At 48.8% G+C, this 14080-nt stretch carries 9 protein-coding genes; 5 read left to right on the top strand and 4 right to left on the bottom strand.

Annotated features, from left to right (window positions below):
- The first annotated feature begins 77 nt into the window (after positions 1-77).
- From azu to NJR55_RS02765, 3 genes are all read left to right on the top strand, one after another.
- On the top strand, positions 78-527 hold the full coding sequence (gene azu, locus NJR55_RS02775) for an azurin (protein ID WP_114981932.1): 450 nt from the start codon (positions 78-80) through the stop codon (positions 525-527).
- Positions 528-614: 87 nt separating this feature from the next.
- Complete coding sequence (locus NJR55_RS02770) at positions 615-1658, top strand: efflux RND transporter periplasmic adaptor subunit (protein ID WP_253617629.1); 1044 nt, start codon at positions 615-617, stop codon at positions 1656-1658.
- Positions 1658-4765 carry an efflux RND transporter permease subunit gene (locus NJR55_RS02765; RefSeq protein ID WP_253617628.1) on the top strand — a complete coding sequence of 1036 codons (3108 nt, stop codon included), beginning with the start codon at positions 1658-1660 and terminating at the stop codon, positions 4763-4765. Before NJR55_RS02770 ends, NJR55_RS02765 begins: the two co-directional genes overlap by 1 nt.
- 33 nt (positions 4766-4798) lie before the next feature.
- Here NJR55_RS02765 and NJR55_RS02760 read toward each other — a convergent pair whose 3' ends face one another.
- Together NJR55_RS02760 and NJR55_RS02755 are read right to left on the bottom strand one after the other, a co-directional pair.
- The gene (locus tag NJR55_RS02760) at positions 4799-5254 is read right to left on the bottom strand and encodes a tellurite resistance TerB family protein (RefSeq protein WP_253617626.1); all 456 of its coding nucleotides are present in this window, start codon (positions 5252-5254) and stop codon (positions 4799-4801) included.
- 8 nt (positions 5255-5262) lie between these two features.
- A complete protein-coding gene (locus tag NJR55_RS02755) occupies positions 5263-6630 on the bottom strand; it encodes a sensor histidine kinase (protein WP_253617624.1) in 1368 nt (455 codons plus the stop codon).
- 150 nt (positions 6631-6780) lie between these two features.
- Here NJR55_RS02755 and NJR55_RS02750 point away from each other — a divergent pair, with 150 nt between their 5' ends.
- Complete coding sequence (locus NJR55_RS02750; RefSeq protein ID WP_253617622.1) at positions 6781-9957, top strand: amidohydrolase family protein; 3177 nt, start codon at positions 6781-6783, stop codon at positions 9955-9957.
- A 16-nt stretch (positions 9958-9973) separates the two neighbouring features.
- On the opposite strand, the gene NJR55_RS02745 is transcribed toward NJR55_RS02750, so the two are convergent.
- Positions 9974-10909 (bottom strand): LysR family transcriptional regulator, encoded by a 936-nt coding sequence (locus tag NJR55_RS02745; protein ID WP_054490537.1) that lies wholly within the window; start codon positions 10907-10909, stop codon positions 9974-9976.
- Positions 10910-11055: 146 nt separating this feature from the next.
- On the opposite strand from NJR55_RS02745, the gene aceK reads away from it, so the two are divergent.
- Entirely contained in the window at positions 11056-12750 is a 1695-nt protein-coding gene (gene aceK / locus NJR55_RS02740; protein ID WP_253617620.1) for a bifunctional isocitrate dehydrogenase kinase/phosphatase, read from the top strand.
- Here the strand turns inward: aceK and aceA are convergent.
- Positions 12734-14071 carry an isocitrate lyase gene (gene aceA / locus NJR55_RS02735; protein ID WP_253617618.1) on the bottom strand — a complete coding sequence of 446 codons (1338 nt, stop codon included), beginning with the start codon at positions 14069-14071 and terminating at the stop codon, positions 12734-12736. The genes aceK and aceA overlap by 17 nt on opposite strands.
- Positions 14072-14080: the final 9 nt, after the last annotated feature.

Genomic DNA, 14080 nt, shown 5'->3' with positions numbered 1-14080 from the left:
TCGTTAAAGTAATCTCAATGCGAGATATCACGTATATAAGAAAGGAATCATTTCATACTAACCGAAGAGGTATTGCAATGCGTTACATAATTTCCGCACTACTGGGTTCTATGCTGTTTGTCGCAAACGCCGCGCAGGCGAACGAATGTGAACTCTCCATAGATAGCAATGACAACATGAGATTTGATACAAAAGAGATGTCCGTACCAGCTAGCTGTGACGAAGTAACAGTAACCCTGCATCACACAGGTAAACTGGATAAAAAAGTTATGGGTCATAACTGGGTACTGAGTGAAGCTGGCGACATGCAGTCTGTTGTACAACAAGGTATGTCAGCAGGTATGGATAACAACTATGTGCCAGATTCTGATGCCGTAATTGCTGCAACGGATGTTGTTGGTGGTGGTGAACAAACGTCAGTGACGTTTTCAACAGAAGGTATGAGTGCAGACACTGATTATAAATTCTTCTGCACCTTCCCAGGCCACTCAGCGATTATGCAAGGTAGCTTTGCGATTAAAGAATAATTTTCGCGATACTGCTTAACCGCAAATTGACTAGTAATAACTGCAGCCTCCGTGGCTGCAGTTTTTTTGGAGCGCCATTTGACTGTTATGAAGTTTTTACTCATTTCCTTTGTTCTTTTGTTGTCACTGCCAAGTGCAGATAGTCAGGCACAACAATTTGGATCACGCGAAGCGCTGGTGATTGCAGAGCCTGTCACCTTTGAACGCGAACGTAACCGGGTAGAAGCAGTTGGTACGGCTGAAGCTGTGCGCTCCATTACCATTTACCCAGCCGTTGGTGACAGAGTGGTTGCGGTAAACTTTACGCCTGGCGACAAAGTTGAAAAAGGCGAACTGTTAGTTGAATTAGATGCCCGTCGTCAGAAAGTAGCCGTAGAGCAAGCGCAAATTAACCTGCGCGATGCAGAACGTACGGTAGAGCGTTTACGTTCGAGCCGTGAGCAGGGAGCTGTTCCTCAGTCGGAGCTGGACAACGCTATTTTATTAAGAGATTTAGCCCGGGTTGAACTGGAAAACGCCAAAATTGAGTTGGAAGACCGTTTTATCCGTGCGCCTTTTACCGGAATTATTGGTATTACTGACGTTGAAGTTGGTGACCGCATTGATCAAGAAACCGCAATTGCGACCTTAGATGATCGCTCTACTTTATTAATTGATTTTCGTATTCCTGAAGCGGCGGTCTCATTGTTGCAGGACGGTGCAGAACTAAAAGTGGAGCCCTGGCGCTATTCTGGTACGCCGGTGACAGCTGAAATTGTTGAGCTGGATTCACGCATTAACGCTACCAGTCGTATGTACAGAGCTCGTGCAAAAATTAGTAACGACAGCGACGACTTCCTGCCGGGAACGAGTTTTAGAACGGCTATAGAGCTTGCCGGTGAAGAGTTCGCTTCAGTACCTGAAGCGGCTTTATCCTGGGGCGTTAATAACCCTTTTGTCTGGGTTGTTGAAGAAGGTAAAGCACACCGTATTGATGTCCAGATAGAGCAGCGCTTAGCAGGACGGGTATTAGTTTCAGGCGATATTCAACGCGATGATTTACTGATAGTTGAAGGGGTACAAAGTTTGCGTGAGGGTCAGCCTGTGACTTTTGATCGGGCAACGCTCGATACGCAAGAGGCCGTTGAATAATGTCAGATCAACAACTGAATAATCATCCGGATTCTAACGATTTACCTTCGGTATCAATTCGCCGTCCGGTACTGATTGTCGTATTAAACGTTCTTATCGCTATTGCAGGCTTGGCCGCGCTAATGGGCGTAGAAGTGCGGGAGTTACCGGATGTCGACCGGCCCGTTGTCGGCGTTAGTGCAACGCTTCCGGGCGGCGCACCGGAAACGGTGGACGCAGAAGTGACCAGTATTCTGGAAGGTGCGGCAGCTCGTGTTTCCGGTGTGGAATCTATCCAGTCTTCGAGTGAAGAAAATAGCGCGCGTATTTCAATTGAATTCCGTCCCGGAGTTGACTTAGACGTGGTGGCAGCGGAAGTCCGTGAGGCGGTTAATCAGGTACGTCGGGAATTACCCGATGACGTCGAACAAATTAACGTGCAAAAAGCTGACAGCGATGCGCGCTCGGTGCTGGATATTGCAGTTAGCAGCGACAGTTTGACTCAGGAAGAGCTGACTCGCCGGCTGGAAACCGATTTGTCGCCTGAATTTCTGGCAATTAACGGAGTAGCGGATGTCCGGTTAAATGGTGACCGGGAACGAGTATTACGCGTTGACCTTGACCCTCTTAAATTGGTGAGCTTTGGCTTATCTGTAACGGACGTAGCTGACGCCCTGCGTTTAGCGCCTTTTGATGTGCCCGCCGGTAGTTTGCGTTCAACTGATCAACGACTCATTGTAAGAGCTGATGCCACTGCGATTACCGAGGATCAGGTTGAGAATATTATCGTTAGTGGTGACACCCGTATTGGAGATGTTGCACAAGCATATTTTGCGCCTGCAGACGCGAACAGCTTTGTTCGTCTGGACGGCAAACCGGTTGTTGGTCTTGGTGTTATACGCCAGGCTGGTTCCAATACTATTGAGATTTCTGATCAGGCATTAGCGGTACTTGAACGTCTGCGCGAGCGTTTTCCTGACATGGAAATGCGTATTACCAATGACGATGCGCAATTTATTCGCAAGTCAGTAGCTGAAGTGGTGACGACCCTTGCCATTACCATTGTTTTGGTTGTCGCAACCTTGTGGGTATTCATTGGTTCATTCCGTGCGACTATTATTCCGGCATTCTCTATTCCTGTTGCGTTGTTCGGCGCTATTGCTGCTATTTGGTTGATGGGCTTTTCCATTAATATTCTGACCTTGCTGGCTTTGGTGTTGGCAACAGGTCTGATAGTTGATGATGCCATTGTGGTTACCGAGAATATTCAACGACGCCGTAGCATGGGGCTTGGTAGCCGTGCTGCTGCCGTATTAGCCACCCGCGAAGTATTTTTTGCGGTAGTGGCAACGACGGCGGTGTTGGTTGCAGTGTTTGTGCCGATTGCGTTTTTACCTTCAACCGCTGGGCGTTTATTCCGTGAGTTTGGCGGGGTGCTTGCCGCGGCTGTGGTTATTTCATCTTTTGTTGCCTTGTCTTTGGTGCCAGCTTTTACTGCTCGTCTGCCTAAATCAGCCGGGCAGAATAATCGGTTTGCAGGAATCGGCAATGCCTTTAAACGCTTCTATAAACGAACGTTGCACAAAGCCCTGGATTTTAGCTGGGTTGTGGTGGTTTTGTCTTTGTTATCTGCTGGCGGCGGTGCGCTGCTTTACAATGAAATTGACAGCGAGCTTATGCCCAATGAAGACCGTGGTGCGGTTCGGGTATTTTCGCGTGGACCTGACGGTGTGGGTCTGAAGTTTATGGATCGCCAGGCACGAAAACTGGAAGAAATTTTGCTGGAGTACAAAGAAAGCGGCGATATTGAATCAATTTATACGGTGGTGGGCCAATGGGACCCGAACCTGGTTTTTATTACAGCAAACCTCAAACCCTGGGAAGAACGAGATATTAGCCAACAGGAGATTATTAATAATATCCGGGAGCCGTTAAGCCAGGTTCCGGGTGCACCCGGACAGGCCTTTGGTGACAATAGCCTGAACTTGCGAGGTCAGGGGGGCGGCCTGGAGATGGCAATTACCGGGGAAAATTATGACGAGATCTTTAAGGTTGCTCGTGAATTTACCGCCATTATTAAAGAACGTATGCCCGATTTGGGTAACATTAATGTGTCCTATCAACCGACGCAGCCGCAGTTGAGGGTTAAAATTGACCGTCGTCGTGCCGCGGAGCTGGGGGTATCATTAAATGATATATCCGCAACTTTACGTGCTGCCATTAACGGCGATGACGTAGCCGACTTAAACGTAGGAGACCAGCAAATTCCAGTGATGCTGCGCACCCGTAATAATTTAATTCAGTCGCCGCAGGACATGCAGAACCTTTATGTATCGTCCAGTAGCGGTGAGCTGGTTCCTATTTCAAGCGTTTCCGAAATTGTTGAAGAGGGCGTGTCAGCAGAGCTTGAGCGTCAGGCACAGCGGCGGGCGATAGAAGTAGATGTGCAGTTGCCCAACGATCAGACTATGTCAGAAGTTGTTGACCAGTTGCGTACTATAGCCGGAGAAGTTTTGCCGGATAGTATGGGACTCGTCTTTTTAGGGGAAGCCGCAACATTTGAAGACACCTCGCAGGAAATTGCTATGACTTATATTCTGGCGTTCCTGATTGTCTTGCTAGTACTCGCTGCTCAGTTTGAGTCATTTAACAGTGCTGTGGTTGTTATGCTGACTGTGCCTTTTGGTATTGCCGCAGCTATTTACGCCTTATTCCTGACGGGCACTTCCATGAACATATATTCTCAAATTGGATTGGTGATGCTGATTGGTTTGCTGGCGAAAAACTCTGTATTGCTGGTTGAGTTTGCTGACCAGTTGCGGGACCGGGGACTCGAGGTTAGGGAGGCGATAGAAGAAGCTTCATTGATACGTTTACGGCCTATTATGATGACACTGGTATCCACGGTTCTGGGTGGACTGCCACTTATTCTGTCTTCTGGTGCGGGCGCTGAAGCACGTAACTCAATTGGCTGGGTTGTATTCGGTGGCTTAGGCCTGGCAACTCTGTTTACGCTTTACCTGACTCCGGTGCTTTATCTGTGGTTAGCGCGTTTTACAAAACCGCGTGCAGATGAAGCGGCTCGTCTGGAAAGTGAAATGGAAGCGGCGAGAGAAAGCGGCCATTAAAATGGCCGCTGACCGGTTTTTTAATCGTCGACCTTAGGAATCCATGACTTTTAATTTGGTTCGAATATAGTCAGCGTGACCAATGTAGAGTAAGTCAGCCAGTTTGCGCAACATGCTTTCCTCATAAGGGTCAAGCTCGTCATCAGCGTAGGCAACTACCCATAAGCTTTCCAATAGCTCAACGCGCTTTTCGTAAGCGAGAGCTTTTAGCTGAGCGGTAAATTCGTACAGCGAAGCGGCTTCTTTTACTGTTTTTACGGCTTTTCTAATAGCGTTTTCTGCTTGTTCATCCGTAATGCCATACTCGTGCTCGAGTTCATGTAACAGGTGCTGGCGTTCCTCGTCTGACAACTTACCGTCGGCAAGACTAATTTCAGTCATTAATACCAGTGAAAGGAATGCATTGTCTGTCATACCATCTGCCTTATCCAGGCTGGCTTGTTCAGCGGCAGTATTGTTTTGAAAAAAGTTTTGCAGAGCTTTAAGCATACGACATCCTATTTAGGTAAATTCGGTAAGAAAAAAGAAAATTCAGTGCCTTCGCCAGGCGTTGATTGGACAGATATCTGACCTTTGAGTTTCCGTGTTACTAAATTATAAACAATAGATAAGCCCAGTCCGGAGCCGCCAGTCTGGCGAGATGTGGTAAAAAAGGGCTCAAAAATATTTTTCGTGGTCTCGTTGTCCATGCCTTTGCCATTGTCACGAAAAGAGAAGTGTACGCCGTTATCTTCTTCTGCAGCCAGAATTTCAATTTGATGATTTTCGTTGGGCTCGGCAAAGGCGTGGTCATTAGTGTTACTGACTAAATTCGTCACAATTTGTGCCAGCGCCCCCTGATAGGTGTTCAGGACAATATCTTCATTGCAATGAATAGTAATAGTGACTTTTTTCTTTTTCACCATGGGTTTCAGGCTTAAAACTAATGCGTGTAAATAATCGTTGAGTTGGCATTTTACTAGCTCAAAACTGGACTGGTCGACAGCGGTTTTTTTAAAGTTCTGAATCAGTGTTGCGGCGCGTTCAAGGTTGCTACTTAGTAGCTGGTAAGCTTCAAACGTATTGTCGATAAATGTCTGCAGATGTTTTCGTGAAATGGAACCATCAGTAAAACTCTGATTCAGTTTTTTCAGACGATGTTCGCAATGAGTTACGGCGGTTACTGAAACGCCCAGCGGGGTATTCACCTCGTGAGCAACGCCGGCCACTAGTTTACCTAATGCTGCCATTTTCTCCGTTTCAATTAACCTTTCCTGAGCCTGCTTAAAGTTATCCAGCGCTTTGGTCAGAGATTGAGTACGTTCTTCTACCATGCTTTCCAACTGCTCATTTTGTTGAATGAGCAGGGCCTCAAACCGTTCTCGTTCAGCGGCACTAACAGCGCGGCCGTAAATATCGGCCAGCATACCAACAAAAGCGACTTCGGCGGATGTCCAGATACGGTTTTCCCTTCGACTTTCACAGCACATAACGCCTATCATCTCGCCTTTATGGCGTAAGGGAACGTCAAGTAAGCCGTAAACGCCGGTTTTTTCCAGATAGCCGTTAGTTAGCTCTATAGTTGCAGGATGACAGCGGGCATCGTTGGCAATAATGGTGCGTTCGGATTCTAACGCCTGAAAGTAAGAAGGTAACTGGCTTTTATAAAGTGTCGGGACTTCAGCGTTTGGCGATCTCTCGTCAATGAGTTTAGCCGCACTCATAGCTTGCTTGTCCGATTGCAATAACCAGATACTGACCCTGGTAATATCCAACCCCTTCAGAGCAGATGCTAATATAAGCTCAGACGCTTTCTCTAAGTCACCACCGTCAATATCGGGCGATTTAGAGACGTCGAGGAGGATGTTCTCTAAGGCATCGTTCATATTCAATCCGGTTATCTGAATATTTTCTCACTATAACTTACTGACTTCTAAAGTCCATTAATCGACCTTTCCTCACCATTTAACGTTAGCTACTGGACATTTGGATCTTAACTCCTTACAAAGGTAAGACATTTTTAATGAGGCTATACCATGAAAAGAACAACACTAACCTTAGCGGTGGCATCGTTATTAAGCTTTGCGCCGTTAAGCATGGCAGAAGAACAAACCCAGGGCTGGGATGTCAGTAACCCTCAGGGTGAGTTTAAAACCATTGATATATCGGTGAATTCCGGCACCTGGATGAATGTGGATGTCAGCCCGGACGGTGAATACATTGTGTTTGATTTACTGGGGGACATTTACCGTATGCCCTTTGGCGGCGGTGAAGCTGAAAAACTGATAGGCGGTATAGCCTGGCACATGCAGCCGGTCTATTCGCCAAATGGACGCTACATTGCTTTTACCTCTGATCAGGGCGGTGGCGATAACATCTGGGTAATGGATGCCGATGGCAGTAACGTGCGAGCTGTTACTGAAGAGACTTTTCGTTTGCTGAACAGCCCCGCCTGGAGCCCTGACAGCGAATTTCTGGTTGCGCGTAAGCACTTTACCGCCAGCCGTTCCCTGGGGGCCGGCGAAGTGTGGATGTACCACCGCAGCGGCGGCTCGGGTGTGCAACTGACCGAACGCCCCAATGACCAGAAGGATTTAGGCGAGCCGGCGTTTTCGCCGGACGGCAAATACATCTATTTTTCCCAGGATGACACGCCGGGCAAAACCTTTCACTACAGTAAAGATTCGCTGGAAGGTATTTACGACATAAAACGTTTTGAGCGTGAAACTGGTGAGATTGAAACGCTGATAAGCGGTGCCGGTGGTGCGATCCGCCCAACACCGTCACCCGACGGACGTTATCTGGCTTACATTAAGCGTGAAGACTTTGACAGCGTACTGTATGTGCTGGATTTGAAAACCGGTGAACACAAGCGGGTTTACGGGAAAATGGAACGCGATATGCAGGAAACCTGGGCCATTCATGGGGTTTACCCGACCATGGACTGGACACCAGATTCGAAGCAATTAGTGTTCTGGGCCGGTGGTCATATTCAGAAGCTGAACATTGATGACGGCAGCGCCCGTATTATTCCGTTTAAAGTTGAAACCGAGAAGAAAGTACAGCATGCGTTGCGCTTTAAACAAAACGTTGAAGCTGACCAGTTTGACGTGAAAATGTTGCGTATGGCGCAAGTATCTCCTCAGGGTGATGCGGTGATTTACGAAGCTTTGGGCAGCTTGTATCAACGTTCGTTGTCAGATGGTGAGCCGCAGCGTTTAACCAATAGCGAAGATTTTGAACTCTATCCGCAGTATTCACGCGACGGCGAAAAAGTCGTATTCGTTCGTTGGAACGACGAAGCGCAGGCAAAGGTTATTGTTCGCGATATCAGTTCTGGTGATGAGCAGGTGTTGAATACCGGACAGGGTAACTTTGTTGAGCCGACATTTTCCCCGGACGGTAAGCATGTGGTTTACCGAAAAGTACGCGGTGGTTATTTAATTTCCGATAAGTTTGGTCTGGAAAATGGTATTTATCGCATAGCGGCGTCTGCCAATGCAGAACCGGAGCAAATTGCCGAAAGTGGGCATTTACCTCAGTACGGCGCACGTAACGACCGGGTTTATTTGATGACACCGGGCGATAAACCAACCTTTAGTGCTATTGATTTACGCACGCTGGAGCAGCGCGATTTGTATCAGTCGGAACTAGCAACTGAGTTCCGTGTGTCTCCGGACGGCAAGCAACTGGCTTTTGCGGAACGTTTTAAAGTGTTTGTGACGCCTTTAGTCGAGCGCGGCAGTGTTATTAATGTTGGTCCGGGTGATAAACAAATGCCAGTGCATCAGTTGTCTGTTCGCGCCGGTGAAAACTTGTCCTGGACCGCAAACAGTGACCAGCTTTACTGGACATTAGGGCCGGAGCTTTATCATACATCGGTAGCTGAAGCTTTTAATGCCGGAACCGAAAGCGAAACCCTGAAAGTAGAAAATGGCCAGAACATCGGTTTTGAACATGACGCTATGATACCGGATACCACCGTTGCCTTTGTTGGTGGCCAGGTCATTACCATGAACGGCGACACGGTTCACGAGCAGGGTACTGTGGTGGTTCGTAATAACAAAATTGTGGCGGTTGGCCCCGAAGCCGAGGTTGAAGTGCCTCCCGGTGCAGAAGTGATTGATACCAGCGGTAAGACTGTTATGCCTGGTTTATTTGATGCACACGCGCACGGTAGTCAGGGGCAGGCGGAAATTATCCCGCAGCAGAACTGGGGGCAGTACGCGAACCTGGCATTTGGTGTGACCTCCATTCACGATCCGTCTAACGACACGACCGAGTTTTTTGCCGCGTCGGAGCTGCAGAAAGCGGGAAGAATTGCCGCGCCAAGACTGTTTTCAACCGGTACTATTTTATACGGCGCCAATGGGCCAGGTTACACCTCACATGTGGATAGCCTGGAAGATGCGAAGTTTCATTTAGAGCGTTTGAAGAAAGTCGGTGCCTTCTCGGTGAAAAGCTACAATCAGCCACGTCGTAACCAGCGTCAACAAGTGGTTGAAGCCGGGCGCGAACTGGAAATGATGGTGGTGCCGGAAGGTGGCTCTTTATTGCAGCACAACTTAACTATGATTATGGACGGCCACACCACGGTGGAGCATTCGTTGCCGGTTGCCAATATCTATGATGACATTCGTCAGTTATGGCAGCAGAGTGACGTGGCTTATACACCAACGCTGGGTGTGGCTTACGGTGGTATCTGGGGTGAAAACTACTGGTATGCGGAAACCGATGTGTGGAAGCATCCCAAGCTGACTCAGTATGTACCCATGGAGTTTTTAGTGGGCAAGGCGATGCGCCGTGAAAAGGCGCCGCATAACCATTACAACCACTTTAACAATGCGGAAGTGGCTACCGAACTTCAGGACTTAGGTGTTGAAGTACTTGCCGGTGCCCACGGTCAGCGTGAAGGTTTAGCGCAGCACTGGGAAATATGGATGATGGCGCAGGGCGGCATGGAACCACTGGAAGCCTTACGTACGGCTACGCTGGATCCGGCCAAAGTCTTTGGCATGGACCATGCTTTGGGTTCTCTGGAAGAAGGTAAACTGGCGGATATTATCGTTATTGATGGCAACCCGCTGGAGAACATCCGTGATACCGATAAAGTGACTCATACCATGGTTAATGGCGTACTGTATGACGCCACAACTATGGATCGCTTATTGCCGGAGCCACTCAAACGTAAGGACTTTTTCTGGGAAGAATAAGCCCTTATTAAGGAAGCTAGGAAGCTGCCGCTGTTTCGGCGACCACTTGTCGGAACCAGCGGTGGCCTGCATCGTGCTGTAATAGCGGTGACCAGATCATGGTCAGAGTTAACCCCGGTATTTCAAATGGCGGAGCTTTCATAACTAACTGACTGTCTTGTGAATACAGTTCCGCTGCGCGCGTTGGCAAGGTAGCAACCAGCCCCTGACGAGCCAAATACATAGCCACATGATAATTACGGGTAAACACCTTAATTTTCCGGCGTTTGCCCAGTTTATCTAAAGCGTCGTCAACCCAGCCCAACTTTTGCACATCGTGCGGGTCCATTCCCACCCCCACACCAAAACCGGTTTTACTCACCCAGACGTGCTGCGCTTTTAAGTAATTATCCAGAGTGTAGTCTTCCAGCAATGGGTGATCTTTGCGGATCAAGCAAGAAAACTCGTCGCTCCATAAGTTCTTTTGATGAAACGACTGCGGCAGTTGCTCAAAGCGGTTAATGGCCAGATCCACTTTGCCGTTTTCGACATCGTGAAAACTGATGTCGCTGGGGGTCATAATATCCAGTGAGACATTCGGCGCCTGCTCGTCGAGTTTTTCCAATAGTTTCGGCATGAGCGTTGAGGCGGCATAGTCGGATGCCATAATACGAAACACCTGGTCACTGGTTGGCGCATCAAACTCACGCACCGGCTGAATCATTTCTTCAACCGAATACAATACGCCGCGCAGAGCTTCCTGCATGTCCAGCGCGCGTTGGGTCGGTACCATACCTTCGCTGGTGCGAACTAGAATAGGGTCATTCAGCAGGTTGCGTAAACGCTTTAAACCGTTACTCATGGCGGGCTGGGTGATATTAAGCTGAGCTGCGGCACGGGTTACGTTCTTCTCCCGCAGCAGCACATCTAAGTAAACCAGCAGGTTTAGGTCAATGTCTTTGATGGTGTTCATAACTATCCAGAATAAGTGGAATATAAAAAATTTATCAGAATTATAAATAGGGTGAATGTATAACACCAGTCTTGTTTCTGTCATTATTGATGATTAACTTGATTCAGGTAGAGAGTCGTTGTGACCGGTTTAGCGGATGAAAGACCATGACAATTAGCCCCGAGACCCTGGCCAAAAGTATTCTGGACGGCTTTCATAGTCACTACCGACGCTTTCAGGCGCTGACCCGTGGCGCGCGCGAGCGTTTCTTGCAACGTGACTGGAAGGCGGTTGTGTCAGCAGCTTCAGAGCGTATTCATTATTACGACCATCAGGTGGGGACAACGGCGGAAAAAGTTGAGCGCCGCGTGGGGACTGAGCTCGATGAAAATCTGTGGCGGGCAACCCGGCAGCGTTACCAACACTTACTGAAGTTTCATCCGCAGGCTGAGTTGGCCGAGACCTTTTACAACTCGGTGTTTTGTCGGGTTTTCGATAGGGCCTACTTTAATAACGACTACATTTTTGTGGAAACCGTTCTGGCGAATCATATTCCGGTGCCGGTGGAAAACGAATGCCACTCTTACTTTCCGGTGGTTGACGGGCTGGAGGGAACACTGACCCGGGTGTTTGAGGATATTGGCCTGGGTGGTGAATTTGAAAGCTTTGAAAATGATATAGAACAGCTGCGAGATAAGTTCTTTGAGCGCGCAACAGAAACCGATATCGAAGCGCACAACCTGCGCATAGATGTTTTGAAGTCCCCGTTTTACCGAAATAAAGCCGCGTATATTGTCGGACGTGTGGTGACTGAAAATAACCATTACCCTTTTATTGTACCGGTGCTAATTAATTCGCAGGGTAAGCTCTACGTGGATGCTTTTATTACTCGCTCTGACCGCATGGCGACCATTTTTGGCTTTGCACGTTCGTATTTTATGGTCGAAACCGAGGCGCCTTCTGCTTTAGTGCGGTTTTTAAAAGATTTAATGCCGCATAAAACCCTCGCGGAGCTATACTCGTCGGTGGGTTTCCATAAGCAGGGCAAAACCGAGTTCTACCGAGAGTTCTTGCACCATTTGCGTCGTACAGACGACCAGCTGTCCGCCGCCCCCGGTGTTAAAGGCATGGTTATGACGGTGTTTACGTTGCCGTCTTTTCCTTATGTATTTAAAGTCATTAAAGACCGGTTGGGCGGTACCAAGGAGTTTGGCCGGCAGACGGTTATCGACCGTTACCGTATGGTTAAGCGGCATGACCGGGTAGGGCGCATGGCCGATACACTGGAGTTTGTCGATGTGGCGTTGCCGCTTAAGCGCATATCTGCCGACTTGCTGGATGAATTTAAGCAAACCATTAGCAATTCTATTTCGATAGAGGGTGAAACTTTGGTCATTCACCAGTTGTTTGTTGAGCGCCGAATGACGCCGCTGAATTTGTACTTGGAATACGCCAATGACGAAGAAATAGATGCAGCGATGGATGACTACGGCCGGGCGTTAAAAGAAATGATGGCGGCGAATATTTTCCCCGGTGACATGCTGCTGAAAAACTTTGGTGTTACCCGTCATAAACGCGTGGTGTTTTATGACTACGACGAAGTGCGGTATTTAACAGATATGAGTTTCAGACGTTTGCCGGAAAACGACTGGGAGGTTTCCTACGCACCGGACGATGTTTTTCCGCAACAGCTGGCGCAGTTTGCGGTCCCGCAGGCGAAATACCGCGACAAGCTATTGAAGCGTCATCCTGAATTGATTGACCCGGCTTACTGGTGCCGCGTACAAAAAAACATCCGCAAGGGTGAGCTTACGGATGTCTTTCCTTATGATGCTGACTTGCGCTTTACGCGGAGGTTTTAAACTGGTCTTCCTCGGTCGAGCCTTTCAGCGCCGTGACTGAGGATAGCCCGCCCTGAATCACGTTGGTGAGTTCGTCGAAGTAACCGGTACCAACTTCCTGCTGGTGCGCCACAAAGGTGTAGCCTTTGTCTGCCGCTTCAAATTCCTGCTGCTGCAGCTTAACGTAAGCAGACATGTCGTTGCGCGCATAGTCATGCGCCAGTTCAAACATGTGGTACCACATATTGTGCACACCGGCCAAAGTAATAAACTGGAACTTGTAACCCATTGCGGCAAGCTCACGCTGGAACTTAGCTATGGTGTCGTCGTCCAGGTTGCGTTTCCAGTTAAACGACGGCGAACAGTTGTAGGCCAGCAATTTGCCCGGATACTTGGCGTGAACCGCCTCAGCAAACTGACGGGCTTCGTCTAAATCGGGCTTAGCGGTTTCACACCAAATAAGGTCGGCAAACGGAGCATAAGCTAAGCCGCGCGAAATGGCCTGTTCAATGCCCGGCTTAACCCGGTAGAAACCTTCAGCGGTGCGCTCACCGGTAATGAAAGGCTTGTCGTTCGGGTCAAAGTCTGACGTTAGCAGGTCAGCCGCGTTAGCATCGGTACGGGCGACTATCAATGTCGGGGTACCGGCAACATCCGCGGCTAAACGCGCGGCTGAAAGCTTCTGTACGGCTTCCTGTGTGGGTACCAGTACTTTACCGCCCATGTGGCCGCATTTTTTTACTGATGCCAACTGGTCTTCAAAATGTACGCCGGCAGCACCGGACTGGATCATGCGCTTCATTAGCTCGTAGGCATTGAGTACGCCACCAAAACCCGCTTCCGCGTCAGCAACAATGGGGGCAAAGTAATCAATGTAATTATCGTCTTCCGGCGTAACGCCTTTTGACCACTGAATCTGGTCGGCACGGGCAAAGGAGTTGTTAATGCGCTCAACTACCGTTGGTACTGAGTCGACTGGGTAAAGTGACTGGTCCGGGTACATGCTGCAGGCCGAGTTGTTATCGGCCGCTACCTGCCAACCGGAAAGGTAAATGGCCTGTAAACCGGCTTTAACCTGCTGTACCGCCTGACCACCGGTTAAGGCTCCTAGCGCGTTAACATAGTCTTTGCCAAACTTTTCCTGTGCCTTACCGTGAATGAGCTGCCAGAGTTTATCGGCACCGTTGCGGGCGTAGGTGTATTCTGGCTGCACGCTACCGCGCAGGCGCACGACATCTTCGGCGCTGTAGGGGCGTTCAACGCCTTTCCAGCGCGGGTCGGTGTCCCATTGTTTTTGTAATTCTTTAACTTGTTGTGCGAATGAAAGATTCTGGGTTGTCATAAATAATTC

The sequence above is a fragment of the Idiomarina rhizosphaerae genome (assembly GCF_024159085.1).
In the GTDB taxonomy this organism is placed as follows: Bacteria; Pseudomonadota; Gammaproteobacteria; order Enterobacterales; family Alteromonadaceae; genus Idiomarina; species Idiomarina rhizosphaerae.
This window is presented reverse-complemented; position numbering and strand designations above follow the sequence as displayed.

Excerpts from the sequence above, each read along its gene's own strand:
- azu (WP_114981932.1), top strand. The coding sequence starts at position 78 with ATGCGTTACATAATTTCCGCACTACTGGGTTCTATGCTGTTTGTCGCA.
- NJR55_RS02770 (WP_253617629.1), top strand. The coding sequence starts at position 615 with ATGAAGTTTTTACTCATTTCCTTTGTTCTTTTGTTGTCACTGCCAAGT.
- NJR55_RS02765 (WP_253617628.1), top strand. The coding sequence starts at position 1,658 with ATGTCAGATCAACAACTGAATAATCATCCGGATTCTAACGATTTACCT.
- NJR55_RS02760 (WP_253617626.1), bottom strand. The coding sequence starts at position 5,254 with ATGCTTAAAGCTCTGCAAAACTTTTTTCAAAACAATACTGCCGCTGAA.
- NJR55_RS02755 (WP_253617624.1), bottom strand. The coding sequence starts at position 6,630 with ATGAACGATGCCTTAGAGAACATCCTCCTCGACGTCTCTAAATCGCCC.
- NJR55_RS02750 (WP_253617622.1), top strand. The coding sequence starts at position 6,781 with ATGAAAAGAACAACACTAACCTTAGCGGTGGCATCGTTATTAAGCTTT.
- NJR55_RS02745 (WP_054490537.1), bottom strand. The coding sequence starts at position 10,909 with ATGAACACCATCAAAGACATTGACCTAAACCTGCTGGTTTACTTAGAT.
- aceK (WP_253617620.1), top strand. The coding sequence starts at position 11,056 with ATGACAATTAGCCCCGAGACCCTGGCCAAAAGTATTCTGGACGGCTTT.
- aceA (WP_253617618.1), bottom strand. The coding sequence starts at position 14,071 with ATGACAACCCAGAATCTTTCATTCGCACAACAAGTTAAAGAATTACAA.